This is a genomic window from Bergeyella cardium (assembly GCF_003614945.1).
Taxonomy (GTDB): Bacteria; Bacteroidota; Bacteroidia; order Flavobacteriales; family Weeksellaceae; genus Bergeyella_A; species Bergeyella_A cardium.
Map to the genome: position 1 here is coordinate 478,501 of NZ_QYCZ01000001.1, position 17,126 is coordinate 495,626.

The 17,126-nt window shown below is 41.9% G+C and carries 10 protein-coding genes; 7 read left to right on the forward strand and 3 right to left on the reverse strand.

Annotated elements, in window-relative coordinates:
• Positions 1 to 13 precede the first annotated feature (13 nt).
• From rpoC to D8991_RS02215, 4 genes are all read left to right on the forward strand, one after another.
• A complete protein-coding gene (gene rpoC / locus D8991_RS02200; protein ID WP_120488560.1) occupies positions 14 to 4,282 on the forward strand; it encodes a DNA-directed RNA polymerase subunit beta' in 4,269 nt (1,422 codons plus the stop codon).
• Positions 4,283 to 4,372: 90 nt separating this feature from the next.
• Complete coding sequence (locus tag D8991_RS02205; RefSeq protein WP_120489672.1) at positions 4,373 to 4,675, forward strand: DUF3467 domain-containing protein; 303 nt, start codon at positions 4,373 to 4,375, stop codon at positions 4,673 to 4,675.
• 531 nt (positions 4,676 to 5,206) lie between these two features.
• A complete protein-coding gene (locus tag D8991_RS02210) occupies positions 5,207 to 7,243 on the forward strand; it encodes a fibrobacter succinogenes major paralogous domain-containing protein (protein WP_162926728.1) in 2,037 nt (678 codons plus the stop codon).
• A gap of 85 nt (positions 7,244 to 7,328) precedes the next feature.
• Positions 7,329 to 8,045 carry a DNA-binding domain-containing protein gene (locus tag D8991_RS02215; RefSeq protein WP_120488562.1) on the forward strand — a complete coding sequence of 239 codons (717 nt, stop codon included), beginning with the start codon at positions 7,329 to 7,331 and terminating at the stop codon, positions 8,043 to 8,045.
• Positions 8,046 to 8,521: 476 nt separating this feature from the next.
• On the opposite strand, the gene D8991_RS02220 is transcribed toward D8991_RS02215, so the two are convergent.
• Together D8991_RS02220 and D8991_RS02225 are read right to left on the reverse strand one after the other, a co-directional pair.
• The gene (locus tag D8991_RS02220) at positions 8,522 to 10,144 is read right to left on the reverse strand and encodes an LIC_10190 family membrane protein (RefSeq protein WP_120488563.1); all 1,623 of its coding nucleotides are present in this window, start codon (positions 10,142 to 10,144) and stop codon (positions 8,522 to 8,524) included.
• Between the two features lie 13 nt (positions 10,145 to 10,157).
• Complete coding sequence (locus D8991_RS02225; RefSeq protein WP_120488564.1) at positions 10,158 to 10,640, reverse strand: YkgJ family cysteine cluster protein; 483 nt, start codon at positions 10,638 to 10,640, stop codon at positions 10,158 to 10,160.
• 76 nt (positions 10,641 to 10,716) lie between these two features.
• On the opposite strand from D8991_RS02225, the gene D8991_RS02230 reads away from it, so the two are divergent.
• The gene (locus tag D8991_RS02230) at positions 10,717 to 12,039 is read left to right on the forward strand and encodes a PHB depolymerase family esterase (protein WP_120488565.1); all 1,323 of its coding nucleotides are present in this window, start codon (positions 10,717 to 10,719) and stop codon (positions 12,037 to 12,039) included.
• A 226-nt stretch (positions 12,040 to 12,265) separates the two neighbouring features.
• Here D8991_RS02230 and lpdA read toward each other — a convergent pair whose 3' ends face one another.
• A complete protein-coding gene (gene lpdA, locus D8991_RS02235; RefSeq protein WP_120488566.1) occupies positions 12,266 to 13,657 on the reverse strand; it encodes a dihydrolipoyl dehydrogenase in 1,392 nt (463 codons plus the stop codon).
• Between the two features lie 99 nt (positions 13,658 to 13,756).
• On the opposite strand from lpdA, the gene D8991_RS02240 reads away from it, so the two are divergent.
• Positions 13,757 to 15,844, forward strand: a complete 2,088-nt coding sequence (locus tag D8991_RS02240; RefSeq protein ID WP_120488567.1) for an LTA synthase family protein — start codon at positions 13,757 to 13,759, stop codon at positions 15,842 to 15,844.
• 56 nt (positions 15,845 to 15,900) lie between these two features.
• Positions 15,901 to 17,103, forward strand: coding sequence for a pyridoxal phosphate-dependent aminotransferase (locus tag D8991_RS02245; protein ID WP_120488568.1), 1,203 nt, complete (start codon positions 15,901 to 15,903; stop codon positions 17,101 to 17,103).
• Positions 17,104 to 17,126 lie beyond the last annotated feature (23 nt).

The window sequence follows — 17,126 nt, forward strand, 5'->3', positions numbered from 1 at the left end:
AAAATTTAATCAAATGTCAAATAAAAATAAATCAAGCAGATTTAATAAAATCACCATTGGTTTGGCTTCTCCAGAATCTATTCTTCAAGAATCAAGAGGAGAGGTTCTAAAACCAGAGACTATTAACTACCGTACGCACAAGCCAGAAAGAGATGGTCTTTTCTGTGAGAAAATCTTTGGTCCTGTAAAGGATTATGAGTGTGCCTGCGGTAAGTATAAGAGAATTCGTTATAAAGGTATCGTTTGCGACCGTTGCGGTGTAGAGGTTACCGAGAAAAAAGTGCGTCGTGAGAGAATTGGGCATATTAATTTAGTAGTTCCAGTAGCTCACATTTGGTACTTCCGTTCTCTTCCGAATAAGATTGGCTACCTTCTTGGGCTGCCTTCCAAGAAGTTGGATATGATTATCTATTATGAGAGGTATGTAGTCATCCAGCAAGGTATTGCTAAAAAAGCAGATGGCTCAGACTTTGAGGAAATGGAGTTCCTTACGGAAGAGGAATATCTCGATGTATTAGACAGCCTCCCAGCAGACAATCAATATCTTGATGATTCAGATCCTAATAAGTTTATTGCTAAAATGGGAGCTGAAGCTGTGGAAGAGCTATTGAAGAGAATAGACCTCGATGCGCTTTCCTTTGATTTGAGACATAAGGCTCACAGCGAAGGTTCTAAGCAAAGAAGAACAGAAGCCCTTAAGCGTCTGAATGTAGTAGAAGCGCTTAGAAGTGCGAATACAAGAATGATAAACCGCCCAGAGTGGATGGTAATGCGCGTACTTCCTGTAATCCCGCCAGAATTGAGACCTCTCGTTCCATTAGATGGTGGTCGTTTCGCTACTTCTGACCTCAATGACCTTTACAGAAGGGTTATCATTAGAAACAATCGTTTGAAAAGATTATTGGAAATCAAAGCTCCAGAGGTAATCTTAAGAAACGAGAAGCGTATGCTTCAGGAAGCAGTAGATTCCTTATTTGATAATACAAGAAAATCTTCTGCTGTAAAATCCGAATCCAACAGACCACTTAAATCCCTTTCAGATTCATTGAAAGGTAAGCAAGGGCGTTTCCGTCAGAACCTCTTAGGTAAGAGGGTAGATTACTCTGCTCGTTCGGTAATTGTCGTTGGTCCAAGCCTTCAGCTTCATGAGTGTGGTCTTCCTAAGGATATGGCAGCAGAGCTTTACAAACCGTTTATCATCAGAAAGCTGATAGAGAGAGGTATCGTAAAAACCGTAAAATCTGCGAAGAGAATCATCGATAGAAAAGAGCCTGTGGTGTATGATATTTTGGAGAATGTGATGAAAGGTCACCCCGTACTCCTCAACCGTGCGCCTACCCTCCACAGATTGGGTATTCAGGCATTCCAGCCTAAGATGATCGAAGGTAAGGCTATCCAGCTTCACCCATTGGTAACTACTGCGTTTAATGCCGACTTTGACGGTGACCAGATGGCGGTACACTTACCTCTCGGGCCAGAGGCAATTTTGGAAGCTCAACTGTTGATGCTCGGTTCTCAAAACATCTTGAACCCAGCAAATGGCTCGCCTATTACTGTTCCGTCTCAGGATATGGTTCTCGGGCTTTACTTTATGACCAAAGAAGGTATCTCTACCGAAGAGCATAAGATAAAAGGTGAAGGCTTGGCATTCTACTCCCCAGAAGAAGCAGAAATAGCTTATAATGAGGGCAGGGCTTCACTTAATGCAAAAGTAAAATGTAAGCTCCCTGTAAAAAATGAACAAGGAGATTTTGAAATAAAACTTATTGAAACTACGGTTGGTAGAATTTTATTTAACCAAATTGTACCTAAGCAGGTAGGTTATGTAAATGAGCTGCTGACTAAAAAATCATTGAGAAATGTTATCGGTAAAATCTTAGCTGAAACAGACTTCCCAACCACAGTGAAGTTCCTCGATGATATGAAGAATTTAGGTTATTATAACGCATTCAAAGGTGGGCTTTCATTCAGCCTTGGAGACATCGTAGTTCCAGAGGAGAAAAAACAGATGATTGCCAAAGCGGTTGAAACTGTTGATGAGATTAAGGCAAACTATAATATGGGTCTTATTACAGATACAGAGCGTTATAACCAGGTAATTGATGTTTGGACGAATACCAATGCCAGCCTTACCGAGATGATTATGCAGAGAATGACTACCGACCAGGGAGGCTTCAACTCTGTGTATATGATGCTCGACTCTGGGGCGAGGGGTTCCAAAGAGCAGATTCGTCAGCTCTCTGGTATGCGTGGTCTGATGGCTAAACCTCAAAAAGCAGGTTCCGTAGGTGCAGAGATTATCGAGAACCCTATCGTTGCAAACTTTAAGGAAGGTCTTTCCATCTTGGAATACTTTATCTCTACCCACGGTGCGAGAAAAGGTCTCGCCGATACGGCACTTAAAACTGCCGATGCGGGTTACCTTACAAGAAGACTTGTGGATGTAGCGCAGGATGTCATCATTACAGAAGATGATTGCGGTACGCTCAGAGGTGTAGATGTTACTCCATTGAAGAAAAATGATGAGGTTGTAGAGAAACTCTCTGAAAGAATCTTGGGTAGAGTTTCCCTTCACGATGTTTATCATCCAGAAACCGATGAGATCATCGTTAGTGCAGATGAACTTATCGATGAAGCATTGGCTCAGAAAATTGAAGAGTCTGGTATTGAGAGTGTAGAAGTTCGTTCACCGCTTACTTGCGAGGCAAGAAGAGGTATCTGTGCGAAGTGCTACGGTAGAAACCTCGCTACTGGTAAGATGATTCATATGGGTGAGGCAGTAGGTGTTATCGCAGCTCAGTCTATTGGTGAGCCAGGTACTCAGCTTACCCTTAGAACCTTCCACCAAGGGGGTACTGCAGGGAATGTCTCTGAAAACCCTACTATCGTTGCTAAGAAAGACGGTATCGTAGAGCTTGATGAAATCAGAACCATTACTTCAGAAGACGAAAACGGCAATAAGGTAGAAATCGTAGTTTCTCGTTCTACGGAATTCCGTTTGGTAGCAGATAATGCTGCTCGTACTCCGCTTATGGTTCAGAATATCCCTTATGGTTCCATACTTTCTGTAAAACCAGGCGATAAAGTGAAAAAAGGAGACCTTATCTGTAAGTGGGATCCATATAATGCGGTTATCATTGCAGAGACTGCTGGTAAGGTAGCTTATGAAGATATTATTCAAGGGGTTTCTTTCCAATTAGAGATAGATGAGCAGACAGGCTTTGAAGAAAAAGTAATCTCAGAAGCAAGAGGTAAGAAAGCCGTTCCTACCCTTAGAGTTGTAGATTCCAAAGGTGTAGAGCAGAAGTCTTACAACTTACCTGTGGGTGCTCACTTGATGGTTAATGACGGAGAGAAAATCAAAGCAGGGAAAATCCTCATCAAGATTCCTCGTAAATCTGCTAAGGCAGGGGATATCACGGGTGGTCTTCCGAGGGTTACCGAGCTCTTTGAAGCGAGAAATCCTTCCAATCCAGCTGTGGTTACCGAGATAGACGGTGTAGTTTCTTACGGTAAAATCAAGAGAGGAAACCGAGAGCTTATCGTGGAGGCAAAAACAGGTGAAAGAAAAATTTACCTGGTAAAACTTTCCAGCCAGATTCTCGTTCAGGAGAACGACTTTGTAAGAGCAGGTACTCCGCTTTCAGACGGCTCCATTACACCAGACGATATCCTCAGAATCCAAGGGCCAACAGCCGTTCAGGAGTATATCGTTAATGAAATCCAGGAGGTATATCGTCTCCAAGGGGTGAAAATTGATGACAAACACTTTGAAATCATCGTAAGACAGATGATGACGAAGGTAGAAATCGTAGATGGTGGAGACACCCGCTTCCTCGAAGCTGCCCTTGAGCATAAGTATGACTTCCTCGATGAAAACAACCGTATCTTCGGTCTTAAAGTAGTTGTAGATGCAGGAGATTCCAAAGACTTTAAACCAGGGCAGATGATTACCGCTCGCGAGCTTAGAGATGAGAACTCTAAACTCAAGAGAGAAGATTTACAGCTCGTAGAAGTGAGAGATGCTCTCCCTGCTACTGCTGTGCCTGTGCTCCAGGGAATTACCCGTGCAGCGCTTCAAACAAGGTCGTTTATGTCTGCCGCATCCTTCCAGGAGACTACGAAAGTTCTCAACGAAGCTGCTGTATCTGGTAAGGTAGATGACCTCAATGGATTGAAAGAAAATGTAATCGTAGGGCATAGAATCCCTGCGGGAACAGGTCTTAAAGATTATCAGGATTTCCTCGTTGGTCTTAAAAAAGACTTTGAAGATCACAACTAATACAAGTAAATATTCTATTTGAAAATGTTTGAAAGTTCAGTATATTTGGACTTTCAAACTTTCAAAATTAACATTAAAACAATTAATAAAATGGACAACAATCAGAATCAAGACAACAACATCAACATTCAGTTGAACGAAGCTGTGGCTATGGGAGCTTATTGCAACCTTGCGCTTGTAAATCATTCTCCTTCGGAGTTTGTTTTAGACTTCATCCAGCTTATGCCAGGCGTTCAGCAAGCGAATGTAAGAAGCCGAGTAATCCTTGCTCCTCTTCACGCAAAAAGAGTTTTAAATGCTCTTCAACAAAATATTGCTAACTACGAACAACAATTCGGAGAAATAAAAGAAGTTGAGCCTTTCGTATTGGGAGGTAACAATGTTCAAGCATAAAACCTCCAAAACAAAAACCAAAACCCCTGAAGTTTTATTCAGGGGTTTTCTTTTCCCACCCACTGCGTGGGGAGCACTTAGCAGGGGAGGCACTCGTTAGCACGGCAGGCACTTATCCCAAACTACCCATCCACCGCTAACAGCTAAAAGCCAGTAACCAACCGCCAATTGCCACGCACTGCCTACTGCTTAAAGCCTACTGCCTATTGCGTAATAAAAAAATACTCTTATATTTGCCTCGCAATTAGATGAAAAAAGGATGAAAAGGAATACCCAAAATATGACAAATATCATATACGCAAACTTGCGTATGTGCAATAATTTGTTATCCTTCCTTCCTTCCTTCAAAATATAGTCTTATTTAAAAGACTATATAGAGCGCCGATAGGCGCGCGGGCTTTGCCCGCGCGCCTATCGGCGCTTTTGCGTTTGCCTGCTTCTCACTTTTTCGCTTATGCAGGAGGCAAAGTCGCGAGCGAAGCGAGCGACAAAGCGCTAGTCAATCTTCTTTTAGAGCAAAATCAGACAAGAGTGAAGATAGGGGAGGTGCATTGTCGCCAGCCAAAGGCTGGCGACCCAATTGCAGTTTCTACGCTCAATAATTATTCCCAAGGAAGTAACATAAATAATAGATATATGAGATTTAAAATGATTTTAGCGTTTGTGCTAATAGGAGTATTAGCCAGCGCACAGACAGAGTACGACGGCAGAGTCGGAATCAATACAGAGACGCCAAAGGCTACTCTGGATATTTCGCGGAATACAAGTGTATCATCTAGTTCTGTGCAAGGGGTTTTATTCCCAAGAGTAACATCAGTGCAGCGAGATGCTTTTAATCCTGCAGATGTGGAAGAAGGAACGATGATTTACAATTTAGACAGGAAATGCGTAGAGATATTTTCTAATTCGGGTTGGGACTGTATCTCTTCGGTTGCGCCTTCTTTGCCACCAGGAGTTACGCTTCAGATAATGGGAGCGGGCTGGGATGGTGTCTTTCAGGCAGGAACAGCCGTAGCCGCAGGTTCCGGTACGCATAAGGTGAAGCTTCTTATTAATAATACTGGAGCTACGCCTTATACTCAAAACCTTTCTTCTGCAATGACGATTACGAACATTCCTGGCACTCTGCCAGGGGGCGTTCCTGCACCTACAGGCACAGTAGCTTTGGATGGCGCCCAAAACAGTTCGGTAACGGTAGCACCAGGCACCTCCCAGATTATTTCGTATAACCTGAAAGGTATGCCACAGGTAGGGGATATAAAGGCTACTTTCCGTATAGGGATATACAATGTAGAGCAGACCTATACCGTAAGCCAGGGTACGGCCTTGTTCCAAGACCATAGCATATTTGTATTTTCTTGGAAGGAGGACAGCTCAGTGCAGGGAACGCCTCCGATTGCATCATCTTACCAAGGGAAGATAGACGGCAGTATCTACAAGATACCGGTTAAGATACCGTACAAGAACGGAGATGGTAAGTCTTTTGGAGAATTTACTAAGACAGTAAGTATAGGTACAGCACCTAACCAGAAGACCTTGAAGCTAACGATACCAGCTGGTAAGCTACACCAATCGCCCAGTACAGGTCTTTATAATGTAATTGGAGGAACATTGGAAGTAATAGACGGTACCTACAACGCACCACTATTAGAGGCAGGGAGTGCCGACCAGCTGATAGCTACCATTCCGGTACAGCTAACAAGCGCGATGACGCCATTTAACTTAAAAGTTTATGCTACGGGAGGTGTTAAGGATAAGCAGTATAACCACGAGACAGCAGGAGTAGCCGGCAGGTATGAGCACCGCTTTGTGTATAGCAAAGTAATGACGTATGACGGGCAGATATGGCTAGACAAGAACCTTGGGGCATACTATGCCGATGCAAACCGTATAGCAGACTTTGGTAATGACCAGACCTATGCGAAGCGTAACCCAGTTAATGAGAGTATAGATTACCGAATGCTAGGCTCCGTATTCCAGTGGGGTAGGGATGCCGATGGCCACGAACTGGTGGACTGGCCAAGTAGTCTTGTAGGGGTGGTAGAGCCTACTAAGGGAAATTACTTTAAATATACTAACATTAGTCAGTTTCCTTCAGGTACTGTTACTAATGCTTGGAAGCGACCTGAAAATATGACTAGTTATACTGCTCTTGTTAGTGGTTTTACAGATAACTGCCCAAGTGGATGGCATACCCCTACACTAACAGAAATTCAAGCTTGGGGATTAAAGGTTTCTGGGAATGCTCTTGGAGCACGTTCGGAGGGCTACAGAGGTGGTTTTACAACAGAGATTGGACGCCTTGGAGGAGGATATTGGAAGGGGGAGGGGGATAAGGTTTATTCTCTAAGAATGGGGGATTCTCCATATTTTCATACAACTACACCATTTTCTAATGATAGATTTAATGCTTTCACAGCTTATTCATATGAGTATAATCCATTGCTCAAAATTCCACAGGCTTTAGATCCACTAATATATCCAGGTAATCATAGTTCATATACCTTGTCTTCTGATAGCAACTTATATCGATACAGTGCTGTGCCTATCCGCTGTATAAAAGACTAATAAATACACCCCAAGGGGGAGTAATCCCCCTTTTTTATAAAAGAAAACATAAAGAATTATATATAAACCAATAAACATTATTACAATGAAAAATACTTTAAAAGCGTGGCTAAGAGATAACCCTCTTACCAGCGACCCATCAGATTTTGTAGGCGTACCCGCAAACGTAGGGAGCGTAAGCATCGCAGAGATTGTAGCAGAGCTCAAAAAAGAAGGTATGGAGATAAAAGAGGAGACGGCAATAGACATTGTTTCCCGCTTTAATCGCAAGAGCACAGAGCTTGTGCTCCAAGGCTATGTAGTGAATACAGGTCTCGTGATAATGCGCCCAGCGATAAAAGGTGTCTTTAAAGACAAAGTCTGGGATAAGGACAAGCACAGCGTCTATGTAAATGTTAATCAAGGTGCCGAGCTAAGGAAGGCAATCTCTCAAACCAAAGTAGAATTCCTTGGCGAGCAATCTAGCCCAATGGCAATCTTCGGTATTACCGACCTCAGCACTGGCAAAACGGATGGCACCCTCACCAAAGGCAAGAATGCCGAGATTAAAGGGACTTACCTCAAGGTTGCAGGCACTCACACAGATAATGGTGTCTATCTCACGAATATAGACACCAAAGCCAAGACTAAGCTCACCGACCTTGTGATTAATGAGCCCGCTCGTCTTTTGGTGCTTATCCCCGCCTCGCTCCCCGCAGGCAACTACGAGCTGAGCATCACAACGCAGTTTAGCAGTGGTAAGAATGTCTTCCTCAAAGAGCCTCGCACAGATATTTTGGACACTATAATAGTCCTATCCTAACTCATTGTAAGATAGTGCCCCTCTCAATAGGGTGTCTATCCTTACCGTGATAGGGTGTCTATCACTCTCGTGATAGAGTGTCTATCCTTACCGTGATAGAGTGTCTATCACTCTCGTAATAGAGAGTCTATTGTAATATGATTTATAATAATAATAACGAAATAAGAATCAAGGGAGATAAATCTTCCAAATGATAAAAAGAAATAGAAACCTTGCACTTTATCACTTGTGTGCATAATGCGTTTTTATAGTTGTTAGTATTTATTTGTACGGCACCCCACTCGGGGTGCCGTACTTCTTTTTAGCAGATGGCAAATAGCTATTGGCTTTTAGCTATTGGCGGTGCGCGGTTAGCTTCGTGCAGTAAGCAGTAGGCTTTAGGCAGTAGGCGGTGTGCGGATAGTTTGTGATAAGTGTGCCCCACACAGTGGGTGCCTGCCGTGCTACGGCTAAGTGCTCCCCACGCCAGTGGGTGCTTACTGCTTGAGGCTTATAGCTTTTTTGAGTTCTTGTATTTCCTTTTTGTTGAGTTTTTTCCAGTGGAAGCCGTTTTTTTTCCTTTCGGAATCCCATTGAGGGAAGATACCGAGCCTTAGATAGTCTTTCAAAAAGCCATTGGAAATGGTTGGGAGGGGGGTGTCAAACATAAAGGGATAATCCTCCGCCGATAGATAAAATTCCAGATTCCCCACTTTATGGCTTTTGTATTGGTTGAGCTGGTATGCAGAGGGTTTTAGCCATTGGTTTTCATTAAATCCGCCCATAAAATACCCCAGATAAAAGCTCGGAAGCTGTTTCTGTAGCCATTGGGGAGTGCTCAGTACGAAGGCTATTGCTAAGGTCATCACTGTAAAGCCTAAAATCGCGGTTTTCTTCCCTGCTTTCTGGTATGTGAGTATAAAAATCATTACGAAAAAGACTTCCAGAAAGAATCGGTATTGAGCGGAGAATGCCAGTACCATTGCGGATTTTAGCAGTACTGCCCCACAGAGGAGGTACAATACTTTCTTCCTTGAGATAAAGGTATGGAAGCACAAAATCATCAAACTGATGATAAACAGGATATGGATTTTCCCTTTAATCCCCTCTAACAGCAGCCAGTTTTTTATGTAATCCCATTTGCTAAAAGAATGTATCTCGGCGTAGGTATATTGCAGGTTGTAGGTTTTCATTATGGCAATCATTGCCGAGTTTTTGAGCAGCTCGGGGTTGGGTTTCCAAGGCAAATTAAGGTCAATCACCGCTACAGGAAATATGGGATAGCCGAAGAGCCATATATTTTTGAAGCAGAACAGCAGCCCAAGAGCAATGCCTGCGGGCATCCAGCTGAGGGGCTTTTGCTTTAAGCAGAAAAGATTATACAGAAATACGAAGACAGGCACCCAAATGGCCGTTGGCTTTATTATAAATATGAATACCGAGAGTAGAAAGAGCCCTTTAGCATTGGTATTGCTTCGCATAGTCTCATTGAGCACTAGCATAGAGAGGATGATGACGGGCAAGTCTGCACTTGGCGACTGAACAAACAGAAACAAAATAGGGAAAAACAGCAGATGGACGAAAACCCTCCTCTCCAATATATAAATGAGGTAGCCTGCCAGCATAAGTGAATTCATTCTAAGGAAAGTATCCGATAGGTTAGAAAACCCCGCTTGGAAAATATGCCAGACGGACATCTGCCCCAGCAATAAGTCGAGATTGGAAATTCCCCTTGGCATTCCCACTTCACGAATCCACTTTATACTGGGTACATAATACCCAAAATGATCCAGAATAAATGGATAAAACGCTCCGAAGAACAATATAATAAAGAGAACGGGCACAAAAATGCGGTAGTGCTCTCTTAGAAAGCTACCCAATGCCCTGTATTTTCTTTGATAGATGAATAGCGATATCCCCAGTAGGAGCGTAGGGATTTCTACCGCTGTATTTATCGGGATGAAGAATGCCAGAGCCGTCCAAACGATACTTATACTCACGATTCCCATTACTAAATCTGAACTTATCCCATCCCATAGCTTTATTTTTTGGCTGGCAAGACCACCTATCCCCAGTAGGGTAGGCAGAATAAGCATTAGCGATAGTAAAATATAGATCATAACAGGGGAGGGGTTATATTTTTTCTCTCATTTTCTCTATCCATTTGTACACCGCAGGGCATATAATGGCGTTTTTCGTAGTCAAGTGATTAATCTGATAGACTTTTTTCCTGTCCGTATGCGGATATTCGCGACAGGCTTTGGGTCTCACCTCATAAATTAAGCATTTATTATCCGCACTGAGGAATACGCAGGGCAAGGTTTGTAGAACTTTATCATTATCCTCGTCCGTTCGCAGGTATTTCTTCTCAAAATCCGATGCTTTCATCCGCAGATGTTTAGAAATTCGCTCAATATCTTTTTCGGTGTAGAGAGGGCCAGTCGTTTTGCAGCAGTTGGCACATTCCAAGCAATCAATTTCCTCAAAAACCTCTTCGTGAGCCTCCTGAGCTATATAATCTAAATTCTTGGGAGGCTTCTTCTTTAGCCCATCGAGGAACTTTTTATGTTCTTTTTTCTTTTGTAGTGCCTGTTGCCTGTAAAGTTCTAAGTTCATCAACCTTTTTTGAAAGCGGGCAATTTAGGAAAAAACCTGTACATTGACTACTTTTGTCCCCATTAATCCTGATTTTATGAAGAAAATAATCTGCCTTTTGGCTTTATTCTTAGCGAAGATTAGCTTTGCTCAAAAGGGTGAATTAAATGAATACTCTTACCAGTGTGCAGATGGGAAACAGCGACCATTTGTGCTCTATACGCCACAAAATTCGGATAAGGCAAAGCTTCCGCTTCTTGTTTTTCTACACGGGGCAGTTTCTTCTCCTCAGCTTAAAAATGCGCTGGACTACGCTCGGAAATCGCCTTTTCTCAAAATGGCAGATGAAGCAGAGTTTGCTATTCTTTTCCCTTATGGGAATAAGGGTGCGGGCTGGTTTGATGAAGTGGGTAGCGCTATGGTTCTCGGTGAGATAGCCGAAGCTCAGAAGAAAATAAAGATTGATAAAGATAAAATCTTCCTCTCTGGCTTTTCAGATGGAGGCTCTGGCGTACAGCTCTTCTCCGTGCTTTTTCCAGATTCATTTGCAGGGTTTATTTCCCTCAATGGGAGTTTTAAAATTGCAGAAAAGCTCAGTGCTCAGCCTCTTTTCCCTGAAAATATGAATGCCAAACCGATGCTTATTTTCAATACTACGAAGGATTTTCTCTATCCGCTCTCGCAGATGCAGCCCATTGCCGATTATCTCAAAACTTTTAATCCAAATATTGAGTTTATCACTCCTGAAGGAGCTCACGACCCGAGCTACCTACCCCAGTACGAGGAGAAAATCATTAATTTTATTAGAAGTACAACCCAAAGCCCTCAAACTGCCCTCTCTTGGGAATCTAATACCGAAAATACAGGCATTGGCTGGATAAAAATCAAGAAAATCAATACTCAAGAGCAGCCTCAGGACTGGCATAAACCTTACTCACTCAGGGTTTTTAATAATAAAGCAGATTTGGGCTTATTGTATGATAATACCTATAAAGGTAAGGGACTAAAAGTCTATGGATTTAAAAACGAAAGGTCTGAAGCTCCTAAAATGGGCGTACAAATTGGGGATATTATCCTGAAAATGGAAAATCACGAGATGAGCTCGCCTTTTTCCCAGATGTATTATTTCGCTACCAAGCAGGCAGGAGAGCCTACCAGCCTTAGCATTCAGAGGGGGGATAAAACACTTACCCTCAATGGAAAGCTAAATGAAGGTTATTATTATCAGATTTTTGAAAAGCCTGTAAACTCTGCAAAAGTAAAGGCACATATCTCAGGGAAAACCCTTATTATAAGTACTTCCAAAACTTCTGATATAGAAATTGACTACTCCCAAATCCCCCGTAAAATAAAGTGGGTAGAACTCAATGGAAAAAGGTTGAAAGCTACAACTAAAAATACCAGCATTACTCTTAATTGAGCAGATGGCTACTGGCTTTTAGCAGTAGGCTTTAGGCAGTAAGCAGTAGGCGATGTGCGTTTGTGGTAAGTGCTCCCCACGCAGTGGGTAAGTGCTCTCCACGCGAGTGGGTAAGTGTGCCCCACACAGTGGGCCATTAGCTATACGCCAGCTGCTATGAGCTAAAAAAGGATTTGGAAAGATTTCCAAATCCTTTTTTATTATATGCTGTTAAGGTTTGTAATAATTAGATATGTATTACTTCTCCGTAGGCAGCGGCTACTGCTTCCATTACGGCTTCGGAGATGGTTGGGTGTGGGTGTATTGCTTTCAGGATTTCGTGCCCTGTAGTTTCGAGCTTCCTTGCTACTACGGCTTCGGCAATCATATCGGTTACGCCGTCGCCCACCATATGGCATCCGAGCCATTCGCCATATTTGGCATCAAATATTACTTTAATAAATCCATCTACATCACCATTAGCAGTGGCTTTTCCAGAAGCGGAGAATGGGAATTTACCTACTTTAATCTCATATCCTTTTTCTTTTGCCTGCTTTTCTGTAAGCCCTACAGAAGCTACTTCTGGGTGGCAGTAGGTACAGCCAGGGATATTTCCGTAGTTGATAGGCTCTACGCTTAGTCCTTTTATTTTCTCTACGCAGGTAATCCCTTCAGCGGAAGCCACATGGGCCAATGCTTGAGTTGGGAGTACATCTCCTATGGCGTAGTATCCAGGTACTGAGGTTTCATACCATTCATTCACGAGGATTCTTCCTTTTTCGGTTTTAATGCCTACTTCTTCCAGACCTATTCCCTCTACATTAGCAGTAATACCTACGGCAGAGAGCAGTACATCTGCTTCTAAGGTGATTTCTCCTTTTTCGGTTTTTACTTTTGCCTTTACACCAGTTCCTGAGGTATCTACGGACTCTACGGATGCTTTGGTCATAATCTCAATACCGGATTTCTTGAGGGATTTCTCTACATGTTTAGATACTTCCTCGTCTTCCACAGGGAGAATGTTTGGCATAAATTCTACGATGGTAACCTTTGTGCCCATTGTATTATAGAAGTCGGCAAATTCTACCCCGATAGCCCCAGAACCTACGACAATCATAGATTTTGGCTGTTCAGCAAGGGTGAGTGCCTGTCTGTATCCGATAACTTTTTTACCATCCTGAGGCAGGTTTGGAAGCTCTCTTGACCTTGCTCCAGTAGCGATGATAATATGCCCAGCGCTATACTCGGTAGTTTTACCATCGGCAGCTGTTACGGAAACTTTTTTACCCGCTTTCACGGTTGCTGTTCCCATTATTACATCAATTTTGTTCTTTTTCATCAGGAATTGAATCCCTCCACTCATTTTAGAAGCCACGCCTCTACTTCTCTGAACTACTTTGGAGAAATCAAACCCAGGATTCTCTACTTTATTAAGACCATAATCTTCTGCATTTTGAAGATACTTGAATACATGAGCAGATTTTAATAGCGCTTTGGTCGGTATACATCCCCAGTTTAAGCAGATACCCCCAAGATTTTCTTTTTCAATAATAGCAGTTTTAAAGCCTAACTGAGATGCTCTAATCGCTGTAACATATCCACCAGGACCACTCCCGATGACAATAACATCGTAATTCATTTGATCGAAATTTTTACGCGAATGTAAGAAAAATTATTAAAAAGAGGCGCTTAGTATATTTTCATTATGTTTGCAACACAGAAAAATTAAACCATTAGAATGAAGCATTTGTTACAAAAACTAAAACCATTTTTCTATATAGGTGGGCTCTATATTTTAGTTTCTTTTATCCTTAGGATTGTTTTTATCTTTCACCCGATTACTACGGCATCTTTTTCCTTTATAGAAACACTGAAAGTATTGTTTATCGGTGGGCTTTCAGATGTGTTTATTATCATTCTGGCGAGTAGTTTTCTGGCGCTTTATTTCCTTTTTTTATCAAATGCGAAATACGATAAGCCTTATGGAGTGCTTATTTTTTCATCAATGCTTCTTCTTGTGCTTTATACGGCCTTTGTTCCGAATAATATTTTCAGCCAGTATGGGGGTTCTGTGCAAGATATAGCCTTAATTTTCTTTGGGCTGAAAACTTTCTGCTTTGGAGTGATGCTTTTCCTCCCAAAATACAGGGTACAGGTGAGGAATGTTCTTTATTTTATTACGCTGTTTATCTATTCTCTGTCCATTATCTTTAATGCCGTTAGCGAATATTTCTTTTGGAATGAGTTCGGTATCAGATATAATTTTATTGCGGTAGATTATCTTATTTATACCAATGAAGTTATCGGGAATATAATGGAGAGCTACCCAGTGCTTCCACTGTTTTCAGTGATTTTTATCGTTACCCTTTTGGTTACGATTTTCATTTTTAAGAGAACTAAAGTTACCCTCCTCTCCTTACCGAATTTAAAGCAGAAGTTTATTCTTTTAGTCAGCTTTTTATTCCTTTGCTTGGTGAGTCTGGGGCTTTCTCCTCAGTTTGAAAAGGTAAAAGCCTCAAATATATTCTCGCAGGAAGTACAGGCAAATGGAGTTTATAAATTTTATTATGCTTTTACTCACAGTGAGCTGGATTATTTCCAGTTCTATCCGCAGATGGAGCAGAAACAAGCTGAAAATCTCTTTCTGAAACAGCTCTCTGCCCCTGCATTAGAGCGAGAGATTAGTCCTAATGCTGAGGAAACCCGTAAAAATGTAGTCCTTATCTCCATAGAAAGCCTCTCGGCAGAGTTTATGGCATATTATGGTAATCAGGAGAACATCACTCCTTTCCTCGATAGCCTTGCTCAGAAGAGCCTTTTCTTTACCAATCTGTACGCTACAGGCAACCGTACCGTGAGGGGATTAGAGGCGCTTACCCTCTGTATTCCACCTACGCCTGGTGAGAGTATCGTAAAGCGAAAAGACAATAAGAATAAATTTACAACGGGTTCTGTATTCAAATCCAAAGGCTATCAGGTGAAATACCTCTATGGAGGTTTCAGCTATTTTGATAATATGAAAGACTTCTTCTCTGGAAATGGTTATGATATTATAGATAGGAGTAATTTCAAGCCCGAAGAAATCACTTTTGCCAATATATGGGGCGTCTGTGATGAAGATATGGCTCGGAAGGCAGTAAAGGAAATGACCCAGCAGGCAAAACAGGGGAAACCTTTCTTTAACCATTGGATGACGGTTAGCAATCACAGACCTTTTACCTATCCGAATGGGAAGATTGATATTCCTGGTGATTCAAAATCCAGAAGCGGCGGCGTGAAGTATACAGACTATTCACTGAAAGTCTTCTTCGAGCTTGCTAAAAAGGAAGATTGGTTTAAGGATACTATTTTCGTTATCGTGGCAGACCACTGTGCATCCAGTGCGGGTAAAACCGAACTCCCTCTGGATAAATACAGGATTCCGTGCCTCATTTATTCGGAAGAGATTGCTCAGCAGCCGAAAGAAATCAGCAGTTTGGCCTCTCAGATAGATGTGATGCCTACCGTATTTGGATTGCTCAACTTTAAATATACCTCTAAATTTTTAGGTGAAGATGTCTTGAAGGAAACCTATAAACCAAGAGCATATATCGCGACTTATCAGGATTTGGGCTATATAGAGCAAGACCGCCTCACGATTATTTCGCCTATTAATAAGACCAAGCAGTATGAACTCAAGTTACAAAGCGAGCAGCCGTCTAAGGAGCATCCAATTTTTTATGATGAGATTCTCCTCCCAAATATTGATAAAACCCAAGCTGAGAAATGTGTCTCTGCCTATCAATCTACCGCCTTTTGGATTAAGAGCCAAAAGCTCAATAAATAGCCATTGGTATTGCTTTTAATTTATATATTTGTTACCTCAATCAATAATAAAATAAAATGAACAGATTATCAGACAGATTAAACAGAATGAGCTACTCTCAAACTTTCGTGATGAGCAATAAAGCAAGGGAGCTAAAAGCTGCTGGGAAAGATATTATAAGCCTTACACTTGGCGAGCCCGACTTTGATGTCCCTGCCAATATAAAGCAAGCCGCTCATACTGCAATAGATGAAAATTACAGCCACTATTCGCCTGTTCCAGGCTTTTTAGAGCTAAGGCAAGCGGTGGTAACCAAACTAAAAAGAGATAACAACCTCGATTATAAACCTACTCAAATCTGTGTATCAAATGGTGCAAAACAATCTATTATCAATGTACTTTTAGCCGTAGTCAATGAGGGAGATGAAGTCATACTCCCTGTGCCTTATTGGGTGAGCTACGAAGAAATGGTAAAGCTCGCAGGCGGTAAGTCTGTATTCATAAAGACAAGCCACGAGACCGACTTTAAAATCACCCCAAAGCAATTAGAAGAAGCCATTACTCCAAAGACAAAAGCAATACTTTATAGCTCACCGTGCAACCCATCAGGGAGTTATTATACAGAGGAAGAGCTTAGAGCAATCGGGGAAGTGCTTGCCAAGCATCCGCATATTACCATTATTTCTGATGAGATTTATGAGTACATCAATTATGAATCAAAGCATAAATCCATAGTGGAAGTTTGTCCAGAGCTTTATGACCAAACGGCGATTATTAATGGTGTCTCCAAAGGTTATGCAATGACGGGCTGGCGTATCGGCTACTCTGCTGCTCCCGAGTGGCTGGCTAAGGCGTGCGATAAAATCCAAGGGCAGATTACTAGTGGTGCAAATACCGTAGCTCAGCGAGCATCTATCACTGCTCTGGAGGCAGACCCAAAGGAATATCACTATATGATAGAAGAATTTAAAAAGAGGAGAGATTTGGTTTTTGAGCTGATGAAAGATATCAGAGGTTTTCAGGTGGCTCTTCCCAAGTCTGCTTTCTATTTCTTCCCAGATATATCTTATTATATAGGTAAAAAAGTGAATGGTACGCTTATAAACGACTCTGATGACTTTGCAATGTTCCTTCTTGAGAATGCTTATGTAGCCTCAGTAGGGGGAGTGTCTTTCGGTAGTCCAGAGTGTATCAGGTTCTCCTATGCAGCTTCCGAAGAAGAGCTAAGAGAATCAATGAAAAGAATAAAAAACTGCTTGAGCGCTGCTGAAATAGTTTAGAAAATTTAATAATATTCATTTTG